Annotated in this window: 13 protein-coding genes; 10 read left to right on the top strand and 3 right to left on the bottom strand. The window is 72.4% G+C overall.

Annotated elements, in window-relative coordinates; genetic code table 11:
• Positions 1-144 precede the first annotated feature (144 nt).
• Both ABEE00_RS34185 and lysA read left to right on the top strand, forming a co-directional pair.
• Complete coding sequence (locus ABEE00_RS34185; protein ID WP_345749693.1) at positions 145-540, top strand: SAV_915 family protein; 396 nt, start codon at positions 145-147, stop codon at positions 538-540.
• Complete coding sequence (gene lysA / locus ABEE00_RS34180) at positions 537-1901, top strand: diaminopimelate decarboxylase (protein WP_345749692.1); 1365 nt, start codon at positions 537-539, stop codon at positions 1899-1901. Before ABEE00_RS34185 ends, lysA begins: the two co-directional genes overlap by 4 nt.
• Before the next feature lie 112 nt (positions 1902-2013).
• On the opposite strand, the gene ABEE00_RS34175 is transcribed toward lysA, so the two are convergent.
• Positions 2014-3630, bottom strand: coding sequence for a DUF6345 domain-containing protein (locus tag ABEE00_RS34175; RefSeq protein WP_345749691.1), 1617 nt, complete (start codon positions 3628-3630; stop codon positions 2014-2016).
• 475 nt (positions 3631-4105) lie between these two features.
• Here ABEE00_RS34175 and ABEE00_RS34170 point away from each other — a divergent pair, with 475 nt between their 5' ends.
• From ABEE00_RS34170 to ABEE00_RS34155, 4 genes are all read left to right on the top strand, one after another.
• A complete protein-coding gene (locus ABEE00_RS34170) occupies positions 4106-4984 on the top strand; it encodes a class I SAM-dependent methyltransferase (protein ID WP_345749690.1) in 879 nt (292 codons plus the stop codon).
• Positions 4985-5314: 330 nt separating this feature from the next.
• Entirely contained in the window at positions 5315-5731 is a 417-nt protein-coding gene (locus ABEE00_RS34165) for a DUF2267 domain-containing protein (protein ID WP_345749689.1), read from the top strand.
• The gene (locus tag ABEE00_RS34160) at positions 5728-8373 is read left to right on the top strand and encodes an ATP-dependent Clp protease ATP-binding subunit (protein WP_345749688.1); all 2646 of its coding nucleotides are present in this window, start codon (positions 5728-5730) and stop codon (positions 8371-8373) included. The genes ABEE00_RS34165 and ABEE00_RS34160 overlap by 4 nt, the downstream gene beginning before the upstream one ends.
• A gap of 144 nt (positions 8374-8517) precedes the next feature.
• On the top strand, positions 8518-8943 hold the full coding sequence (locus ABEE00_RS34155) for a peptidase inhibitor family I36 protein (protein ID WP_345749687.1): 426 nt from the start codon (positions 8518-8520) through the stop codon (positions 8941-8943).
• Between the two features lie 109 nt (positions 8944-9052).
• Here ABEE00_RS34155 and ABEE00_RS34150 read toward each other — a convergent pair whose 3' ends face one another.
• Positions 9053-9655, bottom strand: coding sequence for a TetR/AcrR family transcriptional regulator (locus tag ABEE00_RS34150; protein WP_345749686.1), 603 nt, complete (start codon positions 9653-9655; stop codon positions 9053-9055).
• Positions 9656-9833: 178 nt separating this feature from the next.
• On the opposite strand from ABEE00_RS34150, the gene ABEE00_RS34145 reads away from it, so the two are divergent.
• A complete protein-coding gene (locus tag ABEE00_RS34145) occupies positions 9834-11306 on the top strand; it encodes an APC family permease (RefSeq protein ID WP_345749685.1) in 1473 nt (490 codons plus the stop codon).
• A 366-nt stretch (positions 11307-11672) separates the two neighbouring features.
• Positions 11673-13286 carry an amidohydrolase gene (locus ABEE00_RS34140; protein WP_345749684.1) on the top strand — a complete coding sequence of 538 codons (1614 nt, stop codon included), beginning with the start codon at positions 11673-11675 and terminating at the stop codon, positions 13284-13286.
• Positions 13287-13402: 116 nt separating this feature from the next.
• On the opposite strand, the gene ABEE00_RS34135 is transcribed toward ABEE00_RS34140, so the two are convergent.
• A complete protein-coding gene (locus tag ABEE00_RS34135) occupies positions 13403-13771 on the bottom strand; it encodes an ArsR/SmtB family transcription factor (RefSeq protein ID WP_345749683.1) in 369 nt (122 codons plus the stop codon).
• Between the two features lie 223 nt (positions 13772-13994).
• Here ABEE00_RS34135 and ABEE00_RS34130 point away from each other — a divergent pair, with 223 nt between their 5' ends.
• Positions 13995-15095 (top strand): NADH:flavin oxidoreductase/NADH oxidase, encoded by a 1101-nt coding sequence (locus ABEE00_RS34130; protein WP_345749682.1) that lies wholly within the window; start codon positions 13995-13997, stop codon positions 15093-15095.
• 73 nt (positions 15096-15168) lie between these two features.
• Positions 15169-16110, top strand: coding sequence for an ATP-grasp domain-containing protein (locus ABEE00_RS34125; RefSeq protein ID WP_345749681.1), 942 nt, complete (start codon positions 15169-15171; stop codon positions 16108-16110).
• The last annotated feature ends 215 nt before the right edge of the window (positions 16111-16325 follow it).

Here is a 16325-nt window from a genome sequence, read left to right as displayed (position 1 = left end):
GGCCAAACCGCCCGGCCTTGGCGGGGGTTGGCGGGGGTTCGGGGGGCTGCGGGGGGGGTTGGGGGGGGGGGGCCCGCCCCCCCCCCGCACCGCACCCCCGAAGGCAGAACCGCACCCCCGCAAGCAGAGAGGACCCACCGCGCCATGAGCGACGAAGAGGCCGAGCCCTGTGAACGCGTCCCGGCCGGACCGCTGTGCGTACCCGTCCGGCCGGGCCCCGGGCGCGGTCCCGGCGAGCGCCCGCACACCGTCGCCGTACGGCTGTTCCGCACGCCGCTCGGCGAGCGCACCGCCGTCGGCTTCACGACCCCGCGCAGGCTCGCCGCGACGCTGGGCGCGTCCCAGGAGTGGATCGAGGTATCCGAACCCGCGCTGCGCGCTCTCGCCGCGCCGCTGGGAGCCCGGACGCTGACCGTGGACCCGCAGTTCGCCGCGCCCGCACCCGAGCCCTCGTACGCGCTGCGCGCCGCCGCAGAACGCGCGGCCGACGCCATGATCGCCGGGCTGGGCCTCGGCGCGGCGCGGGGAGCGGCCCGATGACCGCGACACCCCTCGACCTGCCGCGCCTCGCGGCGCTCCGGACCACGCAACGGGACGGCGAGGACGCCGATCTCTCCCTGTGGCCCGGCTCCACGCTCCGCGCCCCCGACGGCGAACTGCTCGTCGGCGGCGTCCCGTTGACCGAGCTCGCGGGCCGCTTCGGCACGCCCTGCTACGTGCTGGACGAGGACGAGGTGCGCGGCCGCTGCCGTGCCTACCGCGACGCCTTCCCCGACGCCGAAGTGCTGTACGCGGCGAAGGCGTTCCTGTGCCGCGCGGTGGCGCGCTGGGTCGCCGAGGAGGGGCTCGGCCTGGACGTGTGCTCGGCCGGAGAGCTGGCGGCCGCCACCGCGGCGGGCTTCCCTGCGGAGCGCATCCTGCTGCACGGCAACGCCAAGAGCCCCGAGGACCTGCGGGCCGCCGTGCGGCTCGGCGTCGGCCGGATCGTGATCGACGGTCCAGCGGAGATCGCCAGGCTGGCCGCCGCCACCCCGCGCGGCCGGCGCCAGAAGGTGCTGCTGCGGGTGGTGCCCGGCATCGCGGCCGGCGGCCACGAGAAGGTGCGCACCGGCACCGAGGGCCAGAAGTTCGGCCTCTCGGTCACCGACGGCTCGGCGCAGCACGCCCTCGCCCGCGTGCTGGAGCAGCCCCGCCTCGAACTCATGGGCCTGCACTGCCACCTGGGCTCGCAGATCACCTCGCCGCAGCCCTATCTGCGCGCGGTGCGCCGCCTGGTGGGCCTGCTGGCCCGCGTACGAGAGCAGCACGGCGTCACGCTGCCGCAGCTCGACATCGGCGGCGGCCACGGCATCGCGTACCACCAGGGCGACCCGGTGATGGACGTTCCCGACCTGGCCAGGAGGGTGCGCGCCGAGCTGGTGGAGAGCTGTGCGGCGAGCGGCATGACCGTGCCGCGGCTCACCGTCGAGCCGGGCCGCGCCGTGGTGGGCCCCGCCGGGATCGCGGTGTACCGCGTCCTGTCGGTCAAGCGCGGCGCGGGCCCGGTGTTCGTGGCGGTGGACGGCGGGATGAGCGACAACCCGCGGCCCGCGCTGTACGGGGTGCGGTACGCGCCGAGGCTGGTGGGCCGCGAGAGCCCGGCCGAACGGGTGCCGGTGACGGTCGTGGGACGGCACTGCGAGGCGGGCGACGTGCTCGCCGAGAACGTTCCGCTGCCGTCCGACGTGCGCCCCGGCGACCTCGTGGCGGTGCCGGTCGCCGGCGCGTACCAGGTGTCCATGGCCTCCGGCTACAACATGGTCGGGCGGCCCCCGGTGGTCTCCGTACGCGGCGGCAGGCCCCAGCTACTGGTGCGGCGCGAGTCGGCGGCCGAGGTCCAGCAGCGGGACGTGAGCGGCTAGCGGCGCCCGCCCCGGATCCGGGCACGCGAAGGGGCCGCGGTGCGTGGCCGCGGCCCCTTGCCACCTCCGGTTACCCGACTCCGGATGCCCGGCTACGGTTACCCGGCTCCGGTCACCTGGCCAGCGGAGCGGTGATCCACTGCCGGTTGACGTACCCGTCGGCGTCCACGATGTCGATGAGCTTGCGCGCCACCAGGTACGCCTCGTTGCCCTCGATCTCGTAGCCGACCTCGGCGCTGCCGGGCACGTCCCTGACCTCGCCGCGCGTGCCGTCCGCGTTGGCGCGCACGTCCAGTTCGGCGACGCGCCGCTGCTGCGCCGCGTCGAGCGCGCTCTCGGGCGGCATCACCGGCGGCGTCGCGGTACCGGCGCCGTCGGTGCCCGGCGCGGCGACGGTCGAGCGCAGCTCGCTGCCGCTGCGCACGGACTTGCGGGTCGAGAGGTTCGCCGACACGACGGTCCCGTCGTTGTCCACGGACACCCGGATCTCGCCGCGGCCCGGCGTGATGACCGGCGTGCCGTCGAAGGTCTGACGGAACGTCACCAGCGTCTCCAGCACCTGCGGCTGCTCCGTCTTGCCGTCCTTGGAGCCGGCGCACTGCATGAGCTGGTGCACGCTGTCCAGCACCAGTTCGTCGCCGTCCCCGGAGTCGCCGGAGTGCTGCTCGGCGGCGAACTCGCGGGCGATGTCGACGGCGCGCTGCGCGTCGATCGGCCGGGAGTTGCCGTGGTTGGCCTCGGCCAGCTTCACCCACCTGTTGGCCTGCGGGCCGGTGGCGATGTGCCGCCCCTCGTGCTCGGCGCTGAGCACGCCGAGCGCGTCCACCCGCACCTCGGACAGGGCCCGCTCGCCGATGCCGGCGCGCTGCCCCAGCCGGGTCAACTCCTCGCTGGGGGTACGGGGTTCGAGCTGGACCACCGTGGTCCGCTCCGGCAGCCGCAGCGAGCGCTCGCGGTCCATGTCGGCGGCGGCGTTGTACCAGCGCCACGCGTACCAGTCGTCCGACACGTGGTCGCGGGAGAGCAGCCGCTCGGTGTTGAGCCGGTTCACGGCCTCGTCGCGGGTGGCGCCGCAGGCGGTGACGGACGGGGCCTGCTTGGTGTAGATCCGCCAGCTGGCGTCGAGCCAGGCGGTGGCGAAGGTCTTGTTCTTCCGCCACTCCTCCCAGAAGTACTTGCCGTAGTTGGGGTCGTCGATGCTGACCGTCTCGAAGCCGAACAGCATCCGGAAGCCGAGGTTGGGCCCGCCCCAGGTGCGCACCGGGGTGTGACCCCCCGTCACGCGGCAGGACAGGCAGGTCGAGAAGAACACGTAGTTGACCTTCTCGTTGCCCAGACGCATGGTGCTGGACCGCGCCTCGGTGCGGTTGTCCCACTTGGCGCCCATGGGGGCGACGAAGGTGCCGTCGCTGAGCATCGTGCCGTGCCCGGAGTGGTAGACCGCCATGACGGCGTCCATCCCGTACCGGTCCTGCCAGTTGTCGTACGTCTCCTCGTAGGCCCACACGGCGACGCCGGAGTCCGCGAACCAGAAGTTCCTGTCGTCGAACTGCACCAGGTAGGCGAGCCATCCGGTGGCGTCCTCGTGCGTGTAGCGCAGCGAACTCGCGCTGGCGAACGTCTCGATGCTGAACGCCCCCCACTTGCCGGCCGTGCCGTCCCGCGTCAGACCGGCGTCCTCGGGCTTCTGCACGTCGAGCGGCGAAGGACCCCGGTCGCTGTAGATCATGCGCATGACTCTGTCCCCCTGCGGGTTCTGCCCTGCGGGTCCCCATTCCCGCAGCGCGGGGGCGTAGCGTGTCACCGCCCCCGATGCCCGACAAGGGCGACTTCCGGCGGTATCTGGCCTTCTCCCGCGCCTCAGGGGTTCGCCTCGCCGACCCCTGCGGGGAGCCCGCAGCACGTCGTACGGCACACCCCGCCCGCGTCCGCGCCCCTGACTGCGCGCTCCGGGTGGCCGATTCGCCGCCCCGTACGCGGCGACGCCCCGGCAGCGGAACGGCCAACACCGCATCCGCCCCGGCCAAAGCGGGACTTACCCGCGAGTAAAAACCCTCCCATCGACGCGGATTGATCACCGGAGCAACTAGTTGCCCGAGGCCACCAATGCGTAACCTGCGGTACGGAAGCGCCGCTTCGGCCCCCGTGAGCCGGGAGCCGTGGCGCGCACTCCCCATGACCGCACCGAACGTACGGAGGTCTCCGTGAGCACGGACCAGCAGTGGGACATCGTCACCGGAGTGGGCATGACCGCCCTGGCGGTGGCCGCCGGCAGAGCGATCGAGTCCGGGAAGCCTGACCCGCTGATGACCGATCCGTACGCGCGTGCCCTGGTGAACGCCGCGCAGCCGGACACCCCGATGCCCACCGCGTGGGACGGCCTGGACGCGGAGACCGGTCCCGAGGCGGACATGTGGCAGACCACCTCGGAGTACATAGGCGTGCGCTCCCGGGTCTTCGACGACTACCTGACCGGCGCGGCGGGCGAGGGCGTCACGCAGCTCGTGATCCTCGCCTCCGGCCTGGACACCCGCGCCTTCCGGCTGCCCTGGCCGTCCGGCACCCGCTGCTTCGAGCTGGACCAGCCGGCCGTGCTGGACTTCAAGCTGGAGACCCTGGCGGCCGAGGGCGCGGCGCCGCGCTGCGAGCACCGCCCCGTACGGGTCGACCTCCGGGACGACTGGGGGTCGGCGCTGGAGGAGGCGGGCTTCGACCGGGACCGTCCCACGGCGTGGCTCGCCGAGGGCCTGCTGCCCTACCTCCCGCCGGAGGCCGAGGCCCACCTCTTCAAGGAGATCACCCGGCTCTCGGCGCCGGGGAGCAGGCTGTCCGTGGAGCAGATCAACGACATCACGGGGGCGCTCGACGACCCGATGATGAAGGAGACGTCCGACAACCTCGGGCTCGGCTTGGAGTCCCTGTTCCCCGAGGGCGAGCGCACCTCGGTCGACGCCCAGCTCTCCGCGCTGGGCTGGAGCCTGCGGCACTCCCCCGCGCCGGAGTCGGCGGCACGCTACGGCCGCACCCTCACCGCGTCGACGCTGTTCTCCGAGCGGATAGTCCACACCTTCGGCGAGCTGTAGCCGCCACCGGAGCTCGGTCCCACAAGCCAGTCGCGGCGGCTCGTACGCAACCCGCGGACGCCGCAGACCAGAGCAAGGCCCGTCCGGTGGCGCGGAGCGTCGCCGGGCGGGCCGTCACTCACACGTCGGGCGCGACCACACGCCCACATCCCGCCGCAGCAGCAAGCAACCCACAACGCGAAGCCGTCGGCGGCCACAGCGCAAAGGGCACACGGCACCTCGGCACGCACGCCGCACACACGCGCCGCCAGGCGCGCCCGTTTCACCACACCGCCCCCTGGTAACTCCGGAGCGTGGAACCCGCAGAACCCGAGGTGAGGTGAGGCCCCCATGCAGCACGACGCGTTCATCGGGCAGGTCCAAGGCCGCGCCAGGCTGGAGAGCCGAGGGGCGGCCGAGCGTGCGACGCGGGCGAGCCTGGAGACGCTGGCCGAGAGGGTTCCCGCGCCGGTGGCCGAGTCCATCGCCGCGCAGCTCCCGCAGGAGCTCGGCGAACATCTGCGCCGCGTGGAGTTCGCGCTGGACGAGCCGGACACCGGGGTCAGGATGACCCGCGCGGAGTTCTTCGACCGGGTGGCCGAGCGCGAGGGCGTTCCCGCGCCGCGGGCCGCGCACGACGCGCGTACCGTGATCGAAGTGGCCGACGAGGCCACCGGCGGCACCGTGAGCGCGAAGGTCGTGCCCGTGCTGGACGACGAGCTCGCCGGCGTACTGCTCTCCGGCAGCCAGGGAGGTGCCCACTCGTGACAGGTGCAGTGCCGGGCCCCGAGAACTACGGCCGGGACCCCTTCGAGGAGTTCCTCGCGCGTTTCCTCGGCGCCAGGGCGTCAGCCCCCGGCAGGAACCGCCCCGACGCGCGCTACTACGACTTCCTGCGGATGATGAGCGAGCCCGCGCGGCAGCTCGTGACCGGCGCGGCCAGCTACGCGGCCCAGCGCGGCAGCTCCGACCTGGGCACCGAGCACCTGCTGCGCACGGCGCTGACCACCGAGCCGACCCGCAGCATGATCCAGGGCGCGGGCGCCGACCCGGACGCGCTGGCCGAGGAGATCGACCGGCGGATGCCGGAGGGCCCGCCCCGCGAGGCGCTGGCGGTGAGCCCCGCGATGAAGCGCGCGCTGCTGGACGCGCACGAGGTCGCGCGCGAGAACCGTTCCCCCTACATCGGCCCCGAGCACCTGCTGACCGCGCTCAGCAGCAACCCCGACTCGGCCGCGGGCCAGATCCTGGACGCCGCGCACTTCGAGCCCCCGCAGGGCCGTTCGCCCCGGCCCCCGCAGAACGGCGGCGCCGCACAGGGCTCAGGATCGGAACCGTACGGCTCCTACGGCGGGTCGTACGGGGGCGGCGCGGGCGCCGGACAGCGCTCCGAGCAGCAGCGGCGCACGCCCCAGCTGGACAAGTTCAGCACCGACCTGACCGGGATGGCCCGTGAGGGCCGGATCGACCCGGTGATCGGGCGCGAGACCGAGATCGAGCAGACCGTCGAGGTGCTGGCGCGGCGCGGCAAGAACAACCCCGTGCTGATCGGCGAGGCCGGCGTCGGCAAGACCGCGGTCGTGGAGGGCCTGGCCCAGCGCATCGTGGACGGCGACGTGCCGGACAACCTGCTGGGCCGCGTCGTGGTGCAGCTCGACATGTCGGGCGTGGTGGCCGGCACGCGCTACCGCGGCGACTTCGAGGAGCGCATGAACACCCTCGTCGAGGAGATCCGCGCGCACTCGGACCAGCTCATCGTGTTCATCGACGAGCTGCACACCGTGGTCGGCGCGGGCGGCGGCGGCAGCGAGGGCGGCTCGATGGACGCGGGCAACATCCTCAAGCCGGCGCTCGCGCGCGGCGAGCTGCACGTGATCGGCGCGACGACGCTGGACGAGTACCGCCGCTACATCGAGAAGGACGCCGCGCTGGCCCGCCGCTTCCAGCCGGTGATGGTGCCCGAGCCCTCGGTCGAGGACGCGACCGAGATCCTGCGCGGGCTGCAGGACCGCTACGAGGCGCACCACCAAGTGCGCTACTCCGACGAGGCGTTGACCGCCGCCGTGGAGATGTCGGACCGCTATCTGACCGGCCGCTATCTCCCGGACAAGGCCATCGACCTGATCGACCAGGCGGGCGCGCGCGTACGGATGCGCTCCGCCACCCGCGGTTCCGGCGTACGGGCGCTGGAGCGGGAGGCCGAGCAGCTGGAGCGGGACAAGGCGCAGGCCGTCGCGGACGAGGACTACGAGCGCGCGCAGCAGCTCAAGGCCCGTCTCGCCGAGGTGGACCAGCAGATCAGGGAGCAGCAGGGCAAGGACCGTACGCCGCCGGAGGTGGCCGAGCACGCGCCCGAGGTGACCGTCGAGGACATCGCGGACGTGGTCTCCCGGCAGACCGGCATCCCGGTCAGCAACCTCACCCAGGAGGAGCGGGAACGCCTGCTCGGCCTGGAAGAGCACCTGCGGGAGCGGGTCATCGGCCAGGAGGAGGCGGTCTCGGCGGTGGCCGACGCGGTGCTGCGTTCCCGGTCCGGGCTGGCGAGCCCGGACCGGCCGATCGGCAGCTTCCTCTTCCTCGGCCCGACCGGCGTCGGCAAGACCGAACTCGCCCGCGCGCTGGCGGAGTCGCTGTTCGGGAGCGAGGACCGGATGGTGCGGCTCGACATGAGCGAGTTCCAGGAGCGGCACACCGTGTCGCGCCTGGTGGGCGCCCCGCCCGGCTACGTCGGCCACGAGGAGGCCGGCCAGCTCACGGAGACCGTACGCCGCAACCCGTACTCCCTCCTTCTCCTGGACGAGATCGAGAAGGCGCACCCCGACGTCTTCAACATGCTGCTCCAGGTGCTGGACGACGGCCGCCTGACCGACTCCCAGGGCCGCACGGTCGACTTCACCCACACCGTGATCGTCATGACCAGCAACCTGGGCTCCGAGGCGATCACCGGGCGCGGCGCGACGCTGGGCTTCGGCGGCGGTGGCGGTCCTGGCGACTCCGAGGCCGACGAGAAGGCGCGCCGCGACCGCGTACTGCGGCCGCTGCGCGAGCACTTCAGGCCCGAGTTCCTGAACCGCATCGACGAGATCGTCATCTTCCGCCGTCTGACGGACGATCAACTGCGCCAGATCACCGACATGCTCCTCGGCGAGACCCGCCGGCGCCTGTCCGCCCAGGACGTCGAGGTCACCTTCACCGACCGCGCGGTCGACTGGCTGGCGGAACGCGGCTACGAACCGGACTACGGCGCCCGCCCGCTGCGCCGCACGATCCAGCGCGAAGTGGACCGCCCCCTGTCCCGCATGCTCCTCCGCGGCGAACTCCCCGAGGAGGCACGCCTGGTGGCGGACGTGGACGAGGAGGGCACCGCCTTGTCCTTCACGCCGGAGCCGTCGGGAGCGGACGAGCAGTAGCCGCCGGTCGATATCGGCAGCGCATGCAGTATGTAACCGACCAACATGATCTGCCCATGTAATCTGAAGGTCGACCCGTCCTGTCCTAATTAACGGAGAGACCCACGGCGTCGGCATCGATGTATTACAGGGAGGGAAAACTACATGCGCCATACATGGCGTTTGCCGTCAGTCCTGGCTGTCACTGCCTTGGCTCTGACCGGTCCCATGGCAGCGGGCGACACGGCGTTCGCGCAGCCCGTCGTATCGTCCACCCCGGCGGCCTCGACCACGTCCGGACCCGCATCCTCGTCACCCACTCAGCCCGGCACGCCCAAGGCGCAGGGAACCTGCAATCGCAGCAAGTTCTGCGCTTGGCCTAAGACGTACTACAGAGGTAGGGGGATTACGGCGATCAGCACCCGTGGCTGCCTCAACACAGACTTCACTGCGCACTCGGTGAAGAACTACACGGGGTTCTACGTCCTCCTCTACCCGAAGGCCAACTGCAAGGGCCATCCGAAGAAGATTCCTGGGAACTTCAAGTGGGGAGAGAGCAAAACCTTCAAGAGCTTCAGGGCTAAGAAGTGACCCTCAGGCGGGGACAGCCATAGTCCGAGGCCTAGGCGGGGAGCTGGCTCCCCGCCTAGGCCTCGGCTCGCCGGGCGGGAGACGGGAAGCCAACCCGCGCTCGGCAAGCTCACCCCAGCAGTGACCGCACATGCAGCAAATAGCCGGTGAGGGCCAGTTCGAAAGCTTCATCCGCTCGCTCCTCCTCCGACTCCCCCACCGCTCGGGCCAGTTCAGGGGTGCTGTCGTCCCCCGGGAGCTCCAGCCACTCCCTCGGTGCGGCCATGTCCAACGCTGAGCCCAGCACCACGTTCTCCAGGCCGGTCAGGACCGCTATCGCCGACGAGCGGGGGAAACCCGCGCCGAGCAGAAGCACCACCGCGCGCTCGTACTGGGCCAGGACCGTCGGGGTGCGGACCGGGGCGCCGGTCAGCAGGGGAATCGCCCGCGGGTGCGCGGCGAAAGCCGCGCGGTAGGAGCGGGCCCAGGCGTCGAGGGCCGTGTCCCACTCCGCGCTCTCCAGCGTGGACGCGTCGATCGACCCGCCGATCCGCTCCCGCAGCAGCTCGACGATTCCGGCGCGGCCGTCCACGTGGTGGTAGACCGAACCGGTCTGTACGCCGAGGCGGCGGGCGATCGCGGGGACGCTGAAGTCGCCGGTCGCGTCGACCAGTTCGAGGGCCACGGCACCGATCCGCTCGCGGTCCAGCAGGGCCTTGCGCGGCCGTCCCATGAGCCCTCCCGAAGCCCTCCGCTGCCAGGTCTTCCGTGATCGTACGGCCGGGGGTTACATTGCCGAAACCGAGAAACCGAAAGCCTTTAGGTTTACGCGCGGAACGGCCCGGCACCCCGTGAGCCGCCGCGGAGACCGCCCCTGCCCCGCCTCCCCCGCAGCAGAAGGGCTCCGCTCCATGTCCGCAGAGGCCAGAACGGAAACCACAACAGCCCCACAGGCACCGCCCGGCGACGAGAACGGACTGCGCCGCGGGACCCTCGGCGTCGCCGACATCGCCTTCTTCGTCGTCTCGGCCGCCGCGCCGCTCACCGTCATGGCCGGCGTCGCGCCGCTCGCGCTCGCCGTGGGCGGGATCGGCGCGCCGGTCGGATACCTGCTGGCGGGCGCCACGCTCGCGCTCTTCGCCGTGGGCTTCACGACCATGACCCGGCATGTGCGCAACGGCGGCGGCTTCTACGCGTACATCGCCCGCGGCCTGGGCCGCCCGGCCGGGCTCGGCGCCGCGTCCCTCGCCCTCCTCGCGTACAACGGCATGCAGATCGGCGTGTACGGGCTGCTCGCCACCGGCACAGGTGACGCCCTCGAAGCGCTGTGGGGCGTGCACGTGCCCTGGCCGGTGATCGCGCTCTGCGGGGTCGTGGTGATCTGGTACCTCGGCTACCGCAGCATCGACTTCGGCGCGAAGGTGCTGGGCGTGCTGCTGCTCGCGGAGACCGGGATCCTGGTGCTGCTCGCGGCGGGCGTGCTGCTGCGCGGAGGTTCCGCCGAGGGGCTTTCGGCGGGCTCGTTCGCGCCGGGCAACATGCTGGTGCCGGGGATGGGCGGGGTGCTGGCCTTCGCCTTCGCCGCGTTCACCGGCTTCGAATCGACGGCCATCTACCGCCGCGAGGCCCGCGATCCACGCCGTACGGTGCCGCGTGCCACCTACATAGCGGTGGGGTTCCTCGGGCTCTTCTACGCGTTCACGGTCTGGATCGTGATCCAGGCGTACGGGGCGGGCGGCGTGCTCAAGGCGGTGGCCCACGATCCGTCGGGGCTGTTCTTCAGCGCGACCGAGAAGTACGTCGGCGGGTGGGCCTCCGACTTGATGCACATCTTCATCGTGACCAGCATCATCGCGTCGCAGCTCGCCTTCCACAACGCGATCAACCGGTACGGGTTGTCGCTGGCCGAGGAGGGGGTGCTGCCGCGCGCGTTGGGGCGCGTGCATGCGCGGCATCAGTCCCCGTACGTCGCCGGGATCCTGCAAAGTGTGCTGGCTCTGATCGTGGTGTCCGCCTTCGCGCTGGCCGGCGCCGATCCGTACCGGCAGTTGCTGCTGTGGGTGAACACGCCGGGGATGCTGGGGCTGTTGGCGTTGCAGGCGCTGACGGCTGTGGCGGTCGTACGGTATTTCGCGCGGGTGTCGCATGGGGAGGGCAAGTGGCGCACCCGGTATGCGCCCGCCGCCGCGATCGTGCTGATGGCTGTGGCGTTGTGGCTGGTCGTCGCCAAGACCGGGCTGATGACGGAGGCGTCGACGGCGACCAACACCGTGCTGGTGTTGACCGTTCCCGCGGCCTTCGGGGTCGGCGTCCTGTACGCGTTCCGCCTGCGGCGTCGGCGTCCCGCGGTGTACGCGGAGTTCGCCCAGGACCCCGCAACATGAGCCCGGGTGTCGCGGGGCTGGACCCCGGGCCCCGTTGGACGCGGGGGCGCTGCCGCGGGCGGGCTGCGGTTCCGGTGTGCCCACCCGTTCCGCCCCTGCGGAACGATTGCCCACACCTAGTAGGGAGTAGCGAGTCGCGGGGCGCGGAAGCACAGACCTGGCGCGACGGCTCGTTCATTCGTCACCCGGGGACGCCGCAGACCGAAGCAAGGGGCCGCCGGAGGCGCGGAGCGTCGTAGGCGGACCCGCAACTCACAAGTCGGGCGCAACCACCCACCCACATCCCGCCGCAGCGGGAAGCAACAAGCAGCGCAGCCGACCGGCGGTCATAGCGCGGACCGCACAGATCCACCCAAGGAGCGAACGTTGACCGCAGCCGACCTCGTCCTCACCGGGGGCAACGTGAGGACCCTCGATCCCGCACGACCTGCCGCACGCGCCGTCGCCGTCGCAGACGGCAAAATCGCCGCGGTCGGCGAGGAACACGACGTACGGGACTGGCGCGGCCCGCACACAGAGGTCGTGGACCTCCAGAACGCCACCCTCACCCCGGGCCTGACGGACAGTCACACTCACCCGGTGTGGGGCGTGGAGATGGCAACGGGCCACGACCTGTCCGGGTGCCGCGACCTGGACGGGCTGCGGGCCGCACTCGCGAAGGCCAACCAGGGCACCCCGCCCGGCGGATGGGTGCTCGGCCACGGCCTCGACCACAACGTGTTCGGCGGCGCCCCCGTACACCGCGACCTCATCGAGGACGCGCTCGGCGGCGCCCCCGCCTTCCTCCGCCTCTACGACGGCCACTCCGCACTGGCCAGCGGAGCCGCACTCGACGCAGCCGGCATCGACGGCCCGCGCCGCTTCACCCAGCACGCCGAGGTCGTGTGCGACGAGGACGGCCGCCCCACCGGACACCTGGTGGAGCACGCCGCGATGGCCCTGCTCGACCCCGTACTGCCACACCCGTCGGCGGAGGACCGGAAAGCCGAACTCCTCGCGCAACTGGAGCGGATGGCCGCGGCCGGCATGACCTGCACGCACGTGATGGACATGCAGGAACACGTTCCGGGACTACTGGCGGACATCGAGGCGGGCGGCACCGTGCTGCCCGTACGCCTGCGGCTCGCGCCCTGGTGCATGCCAGGCGACGGCCCCGGCGAACTGGACGAACTGGTCAGCCTCCAGCGGCGCGCCGGCCGGCACTGGCGCGTGGGCGGCGTGAAGTTCTTCATGGACGGCACCGTCGAGGGCGGCACGGCGTGGCTGGAGCACGCGGACTGCCACGGGCAGGGCACGGACGCGTTCTGGCCGGACCCGGAGGAGTACGCCCGCGCCGTACGGAAGCTGGCCGAGGCCGGCGTGCGCACGGCCACGCACGCGATCGGCGATCACGCGGTACGGCACGTGCTGGACACCGTCGCCGCGCTCGGCGAACAGCAGCGCGGTCGGCACCGGATCGAGCACATCGAAACGCTGCCCGACGACCAGATCGCCCGCTTCGCGGAGCTGGGCGTGGCCGCGTCCATGCAGCCGCCGCACACCGCGTACACCCGCGCCGACCACACCGACGAGTGGTCGCGACGGGTCGGCGAGGAGCGGGCCGCACGCGCGTGGCGCTGCCGTGACCTGCGGGATTCCGGTGCGGTGCTGGCGCTGGGCTCGGACTGGCCGATCGCGCACTTCGACCCGCGCCAGGTGCTGGCGTCGGCCAGGCTGCGGCGCCTGCCCGGCGCGCTGGACACCGCACCGGTGACCCCCGAGCAGGCGCTGACCGGCCTCATGGCGCTGGAGGGCTGCACCTCGCACGCGGCGGCAGCGGCGGGCGAGCAGCACGAGGCGGGCCGGATCGCGCCCGGTTACCGCGCCGACCTCACCGCGCTCGCGCTGGACCCGGTCGCCGCGCCGCCGGACGAGGTGGGCGAGGCGCCGGTACGGGTCACCGTGACGGGCGGGCATGTGGTGCACCGCGGGGAGGACTGACCTTCCCCAAACGGAATCTCCCGTACGGAACTCCCGCGCACGGAAAGGGCGTTCAGCCGCGTGCTGGACGCCCTTCGTGCTGCCCGTATCACACGCGCTGTCCGCGCTGCCCGCGCTCAGTCCTCGTCCCGCTCCTGCTGCCGCCGCGCCGCCTCCAGCACCGCGTCGAGCAGTCCGGGGAAGCGGGCCTCCAGGTCGGCGCGGCGGAGGCAGTTGATCTTCGCGGTGCCGCGGTAGCACTGGTTGATCACGCCGGCCTCGCGCAGCACCCGGAAGTGGTGCGTGCTGGTGGAGGGCGACACCGGGATGTCCACCTGGGAGCAGGTGGCGCCCTGGCCCTCGCCCTCCCCGTACACCGCGAGGTTGCGCACCGCGAGCAGCCGCATCGGGTCCGCCAGCGCGTGCAGCACCGCCTCCAGGCGGATCTCCTCCCGCTCGGGGTGCGGGAGTTTGCGTACGGCGGTGGTGTTCGTGGTGGTCGGCACGGCTGCGGCTCGCTTTCCCTGTGTCCCTCGGTCTGTCGCCCGGCCTGTCGCCAGGTCTCCGGCGACGACGGCCCCTGAACTTCGGCCCGTGAACTTCCCCTCGACGCCCGCGCTCATTCTACGAGAGCCATCGTAGTTTGACACTCGCCGTACTACGAGGGCTATCGTACTTAGCGTCCCGCGCATCCGGAGACAAGCGACTGGCAACCGATTGGAGCGCGCCGTGAGCGCACTGTTCGAGCCCTACACCCTGCGGTCCCTCACCATCCCGAACCGGGCGTGGATGGCGCCGATGTGCATGTACAGCGCGGCCCCCGAGGGCCCGCTGACCGGCGTGCCGACCGACTGGCACTTCACGCACCTCGCGGCGCGCGCCACCGGCGGCACGGGACTGATCCTGGCCGAGGCGACCGCGGTCAGCCCGGAGGGCCGGATCAGCCCGTACGACCTGGGCATCTGGAACGACGAGCAGGTCGAGGGCTTCCGCCGGATCACCGCCTTCCTCAAGGCGCACGGGTCGGTGCCGGGCATCCAGATCGGGCACGCGGGGCGCAAGGCCTCGACCGAGCGCACCTGGGTGGAGCGGGGCGCCCCGATCGCGCCGGAGGCCGAGCACGGCTGGACGCCGGTCGCCCCGAGCTCCGTCGCCTTCGACGGCGCGTCGACGGCGCCCGACGAGCTCTCCCAGGAGCAGATCGCCGGGATAGTCAGGGACTTCGCTGACGCCGCGCGCCGCGCCCTGGAGGCGGGCTTCGAGGTGGTCGAGCTGCACGGGGCGCACGGCTACCTGATCGGGCAGTTCCTCTCGCCGCACATCAACCGGCGCACCGACGAGTACGGCGGCTCGTACGAGGGCCGTACGCGGTTCGCGCTGGAGGTCGTGGACGCGGTGCGCGCGGTGTGGCCCGAGGAGCTGCCGCTGTTCTTCCGGATCTCCGCGACCGAGTGGCTCAGCGAGAACGACGAGGACGGCCGCGAGGGGTGGACCGGCGACGACACGGTGCGCTTCGCCAAGGAGCTGCACGCACGCGGCGTCGACCTGCTCGACGTGTCGACAGGCGGCAGCGTGCCGGACGCGAAGATCCCCGCGGGGCCCGGCTTCCAGGTGCCCTTCGCCGAGCGGGTGCGGAACGAGACCGACCTGCCGGTCGCGGCGGTCGGCCTGATCACCGAGCCGCACCAGGCCGAGGAGATCGTCGCCGCGGGCCGCGCCGACGCGGTCCTCCTGGGCCGCGAACTCCTCCGCGACCCGTACTGGGCGCGCCACGCGGCGAAGGAACTGGGCGGCGAGGTCGCGACCCCGGTCCAGTACCACCGCTCGTAAGCGGCGACGCGGGTTTTCCGGCGGGGCGGGGTGGGGAGTTACGCTCCCCTCCCCGCCGCCCCAAGGAGCACTCGTGTCGCACAACCCCCTCATAGCCCTGGTGACCGCCCGCCCCCGGCCCGAGATCAACACGGATCACGATCTGCCGGAGCTGGAGCGGGCCGTCGGCGAGGCGGGCGGGGTGCCCGAGGTCGTGTACTGGGACGAACCTGGCGTGGACTGGGGGCGGTTCGACCTCGCCGTGCTGCGCTCCACCTGGGACTACGTGCTCCGCGTAGAGGAGTTCCTGACGTGGGCCGAGCACGCGGCCTCCCGCACCACGCTGGCCAACCCGCCCTCCGTACTGCGCTGGAACTCCGACAAGCGCTACCTCGGCGAACTGGCCGAGCGCGGCGTGCCCGCTGTGCCCACGCGGTACATGGCGCCCGGCGACCCCGTGGAGCTGCCGGCCGGCCACGAGTACGTGGTGAAGCCCACGACCGGCGCGGGCGCCCGGTACGCGGCGCGCTACCGGCCCGAGGACGAGGACGAGGCGCTCGCGCAGGTGCGGCGCATGCACGCCGAGGGCCTGACCGCGATGGTGCAGCCGTACCTGCGGCGGATCGACACCAGCGGCGAGCGCGCCCTCGTGTTCTACGGCGGCCGGCTGGTCCACGCCGTGCGGAAGAACGCGGTGCTGGAGCACGGCACCGCGTACGACGCGCGCAAGACCGCGCACCCGGGCCTGCGCGCGTGGACGCCCACCGACGCAGAACTGGCCGTCGCCGAGAAGGCGTTGGCCGCCGTCCCCGAGGCGGCCGGCACGGGCGAGCTGCTGTACGCGCGCGTCGACCTGGCCGACGACGACCTGGGCTCGCCGCAGTTGATGGAGCTGGAACTCATCGAGCCCAACCTCTTCCTGCGTGTGATCCCGGACTCACTGCCGGTGGTCGCGGAAACCCTCGTCGGCGCCGCTTCCCGCACCGCTCCGCGCACCGGCTCCCGCGCCAACTCCCGTACGGACAGCGCCGGTTAGGCCGCGTACGCGCCCGTACGCGACCCCCACGGAATCCCTCGCGGAACCGCCCGCGGAGTCCGCAACGTGAGACCCCGATGAAGGGCCGCCGCGCCGCGCGCGGCACGATGTGATCGACACGACGAGCGTGAGTGTCCGGGTGATGGGGGCATCGTTGTGCCCGGCATGGGCCGCACAACTCCGTACAGGCCGAGGACGGTCTGCCGCCGCCGCGC

Origin of the sequence: Streptomyces odontomachicola, assembly GCF_039605595.1 — a bacterium.
Classification (GTDB): domain Bacteria; phylum Actinomycetota; class Actinomycetes; order Streptomycetales; family Streptomycetaceae; genus Streptomyces.
The sequence above is the reverse complement of the archived record's forward strand: the minus strand, read 5'-3'. Positions and strand labels throughout refer to the sequence as shown.

Excerpts from the sequence above, each read along its gene's own strand:
- ABEE00_RS34185 (WP_345749693.1), top strand. The coding sequence starts at position 145 with ATGAGCGACGAAGAGGCCGAGCCCTGTGAACGCGTCCCGGCCGGACCG.
- lysA (WP_345749692.1), top strand. The coding sequence starts at position 537 with ATGACCGCGACACCCCTCGACCTGCCGCGCCTCGCGGCGCTCCGGACC.
- ABEE00_RS34175 (WP_345749691.1), bottom strand. The coding sequence starts at position 3,630 with ATGATCTACAGCGACCGGGGTCCTTCGCCGCTCGACGTGCAGAAGCCC.
- ABEE00_RS34165 (WP_345749689.1), top strand. The coding sequence starts at position 5,315 with ATGCAGCACGACGCGTTCATCGGGCAGGTCCAAGGCCGCGCCAGGCTG.
- ABEE00_RS34155 (WP_345749687.1), top strand. The coding sequence starts at position 8,518 with ATGCGCCATACATGGCGTTTGCCGTCAGTCCTGGCTGTCACTGCCTTG.
- ABEE00_RS34150 (WP_345749686.1), bottom strand. The coding sequence starts at position 9,655 with ATGGGACGGCCGCGCAAGGCCCTGCTGGACCGCGAGCGGATCGGTGCC.
- ABEE00_RS34145 (WP_345749685.1), top strand. The coding sequence starts at position 9,834 with ATGTCCGCAGAGGCCAGAACGGAAACCACAACAGCCCCACAGGCACCG.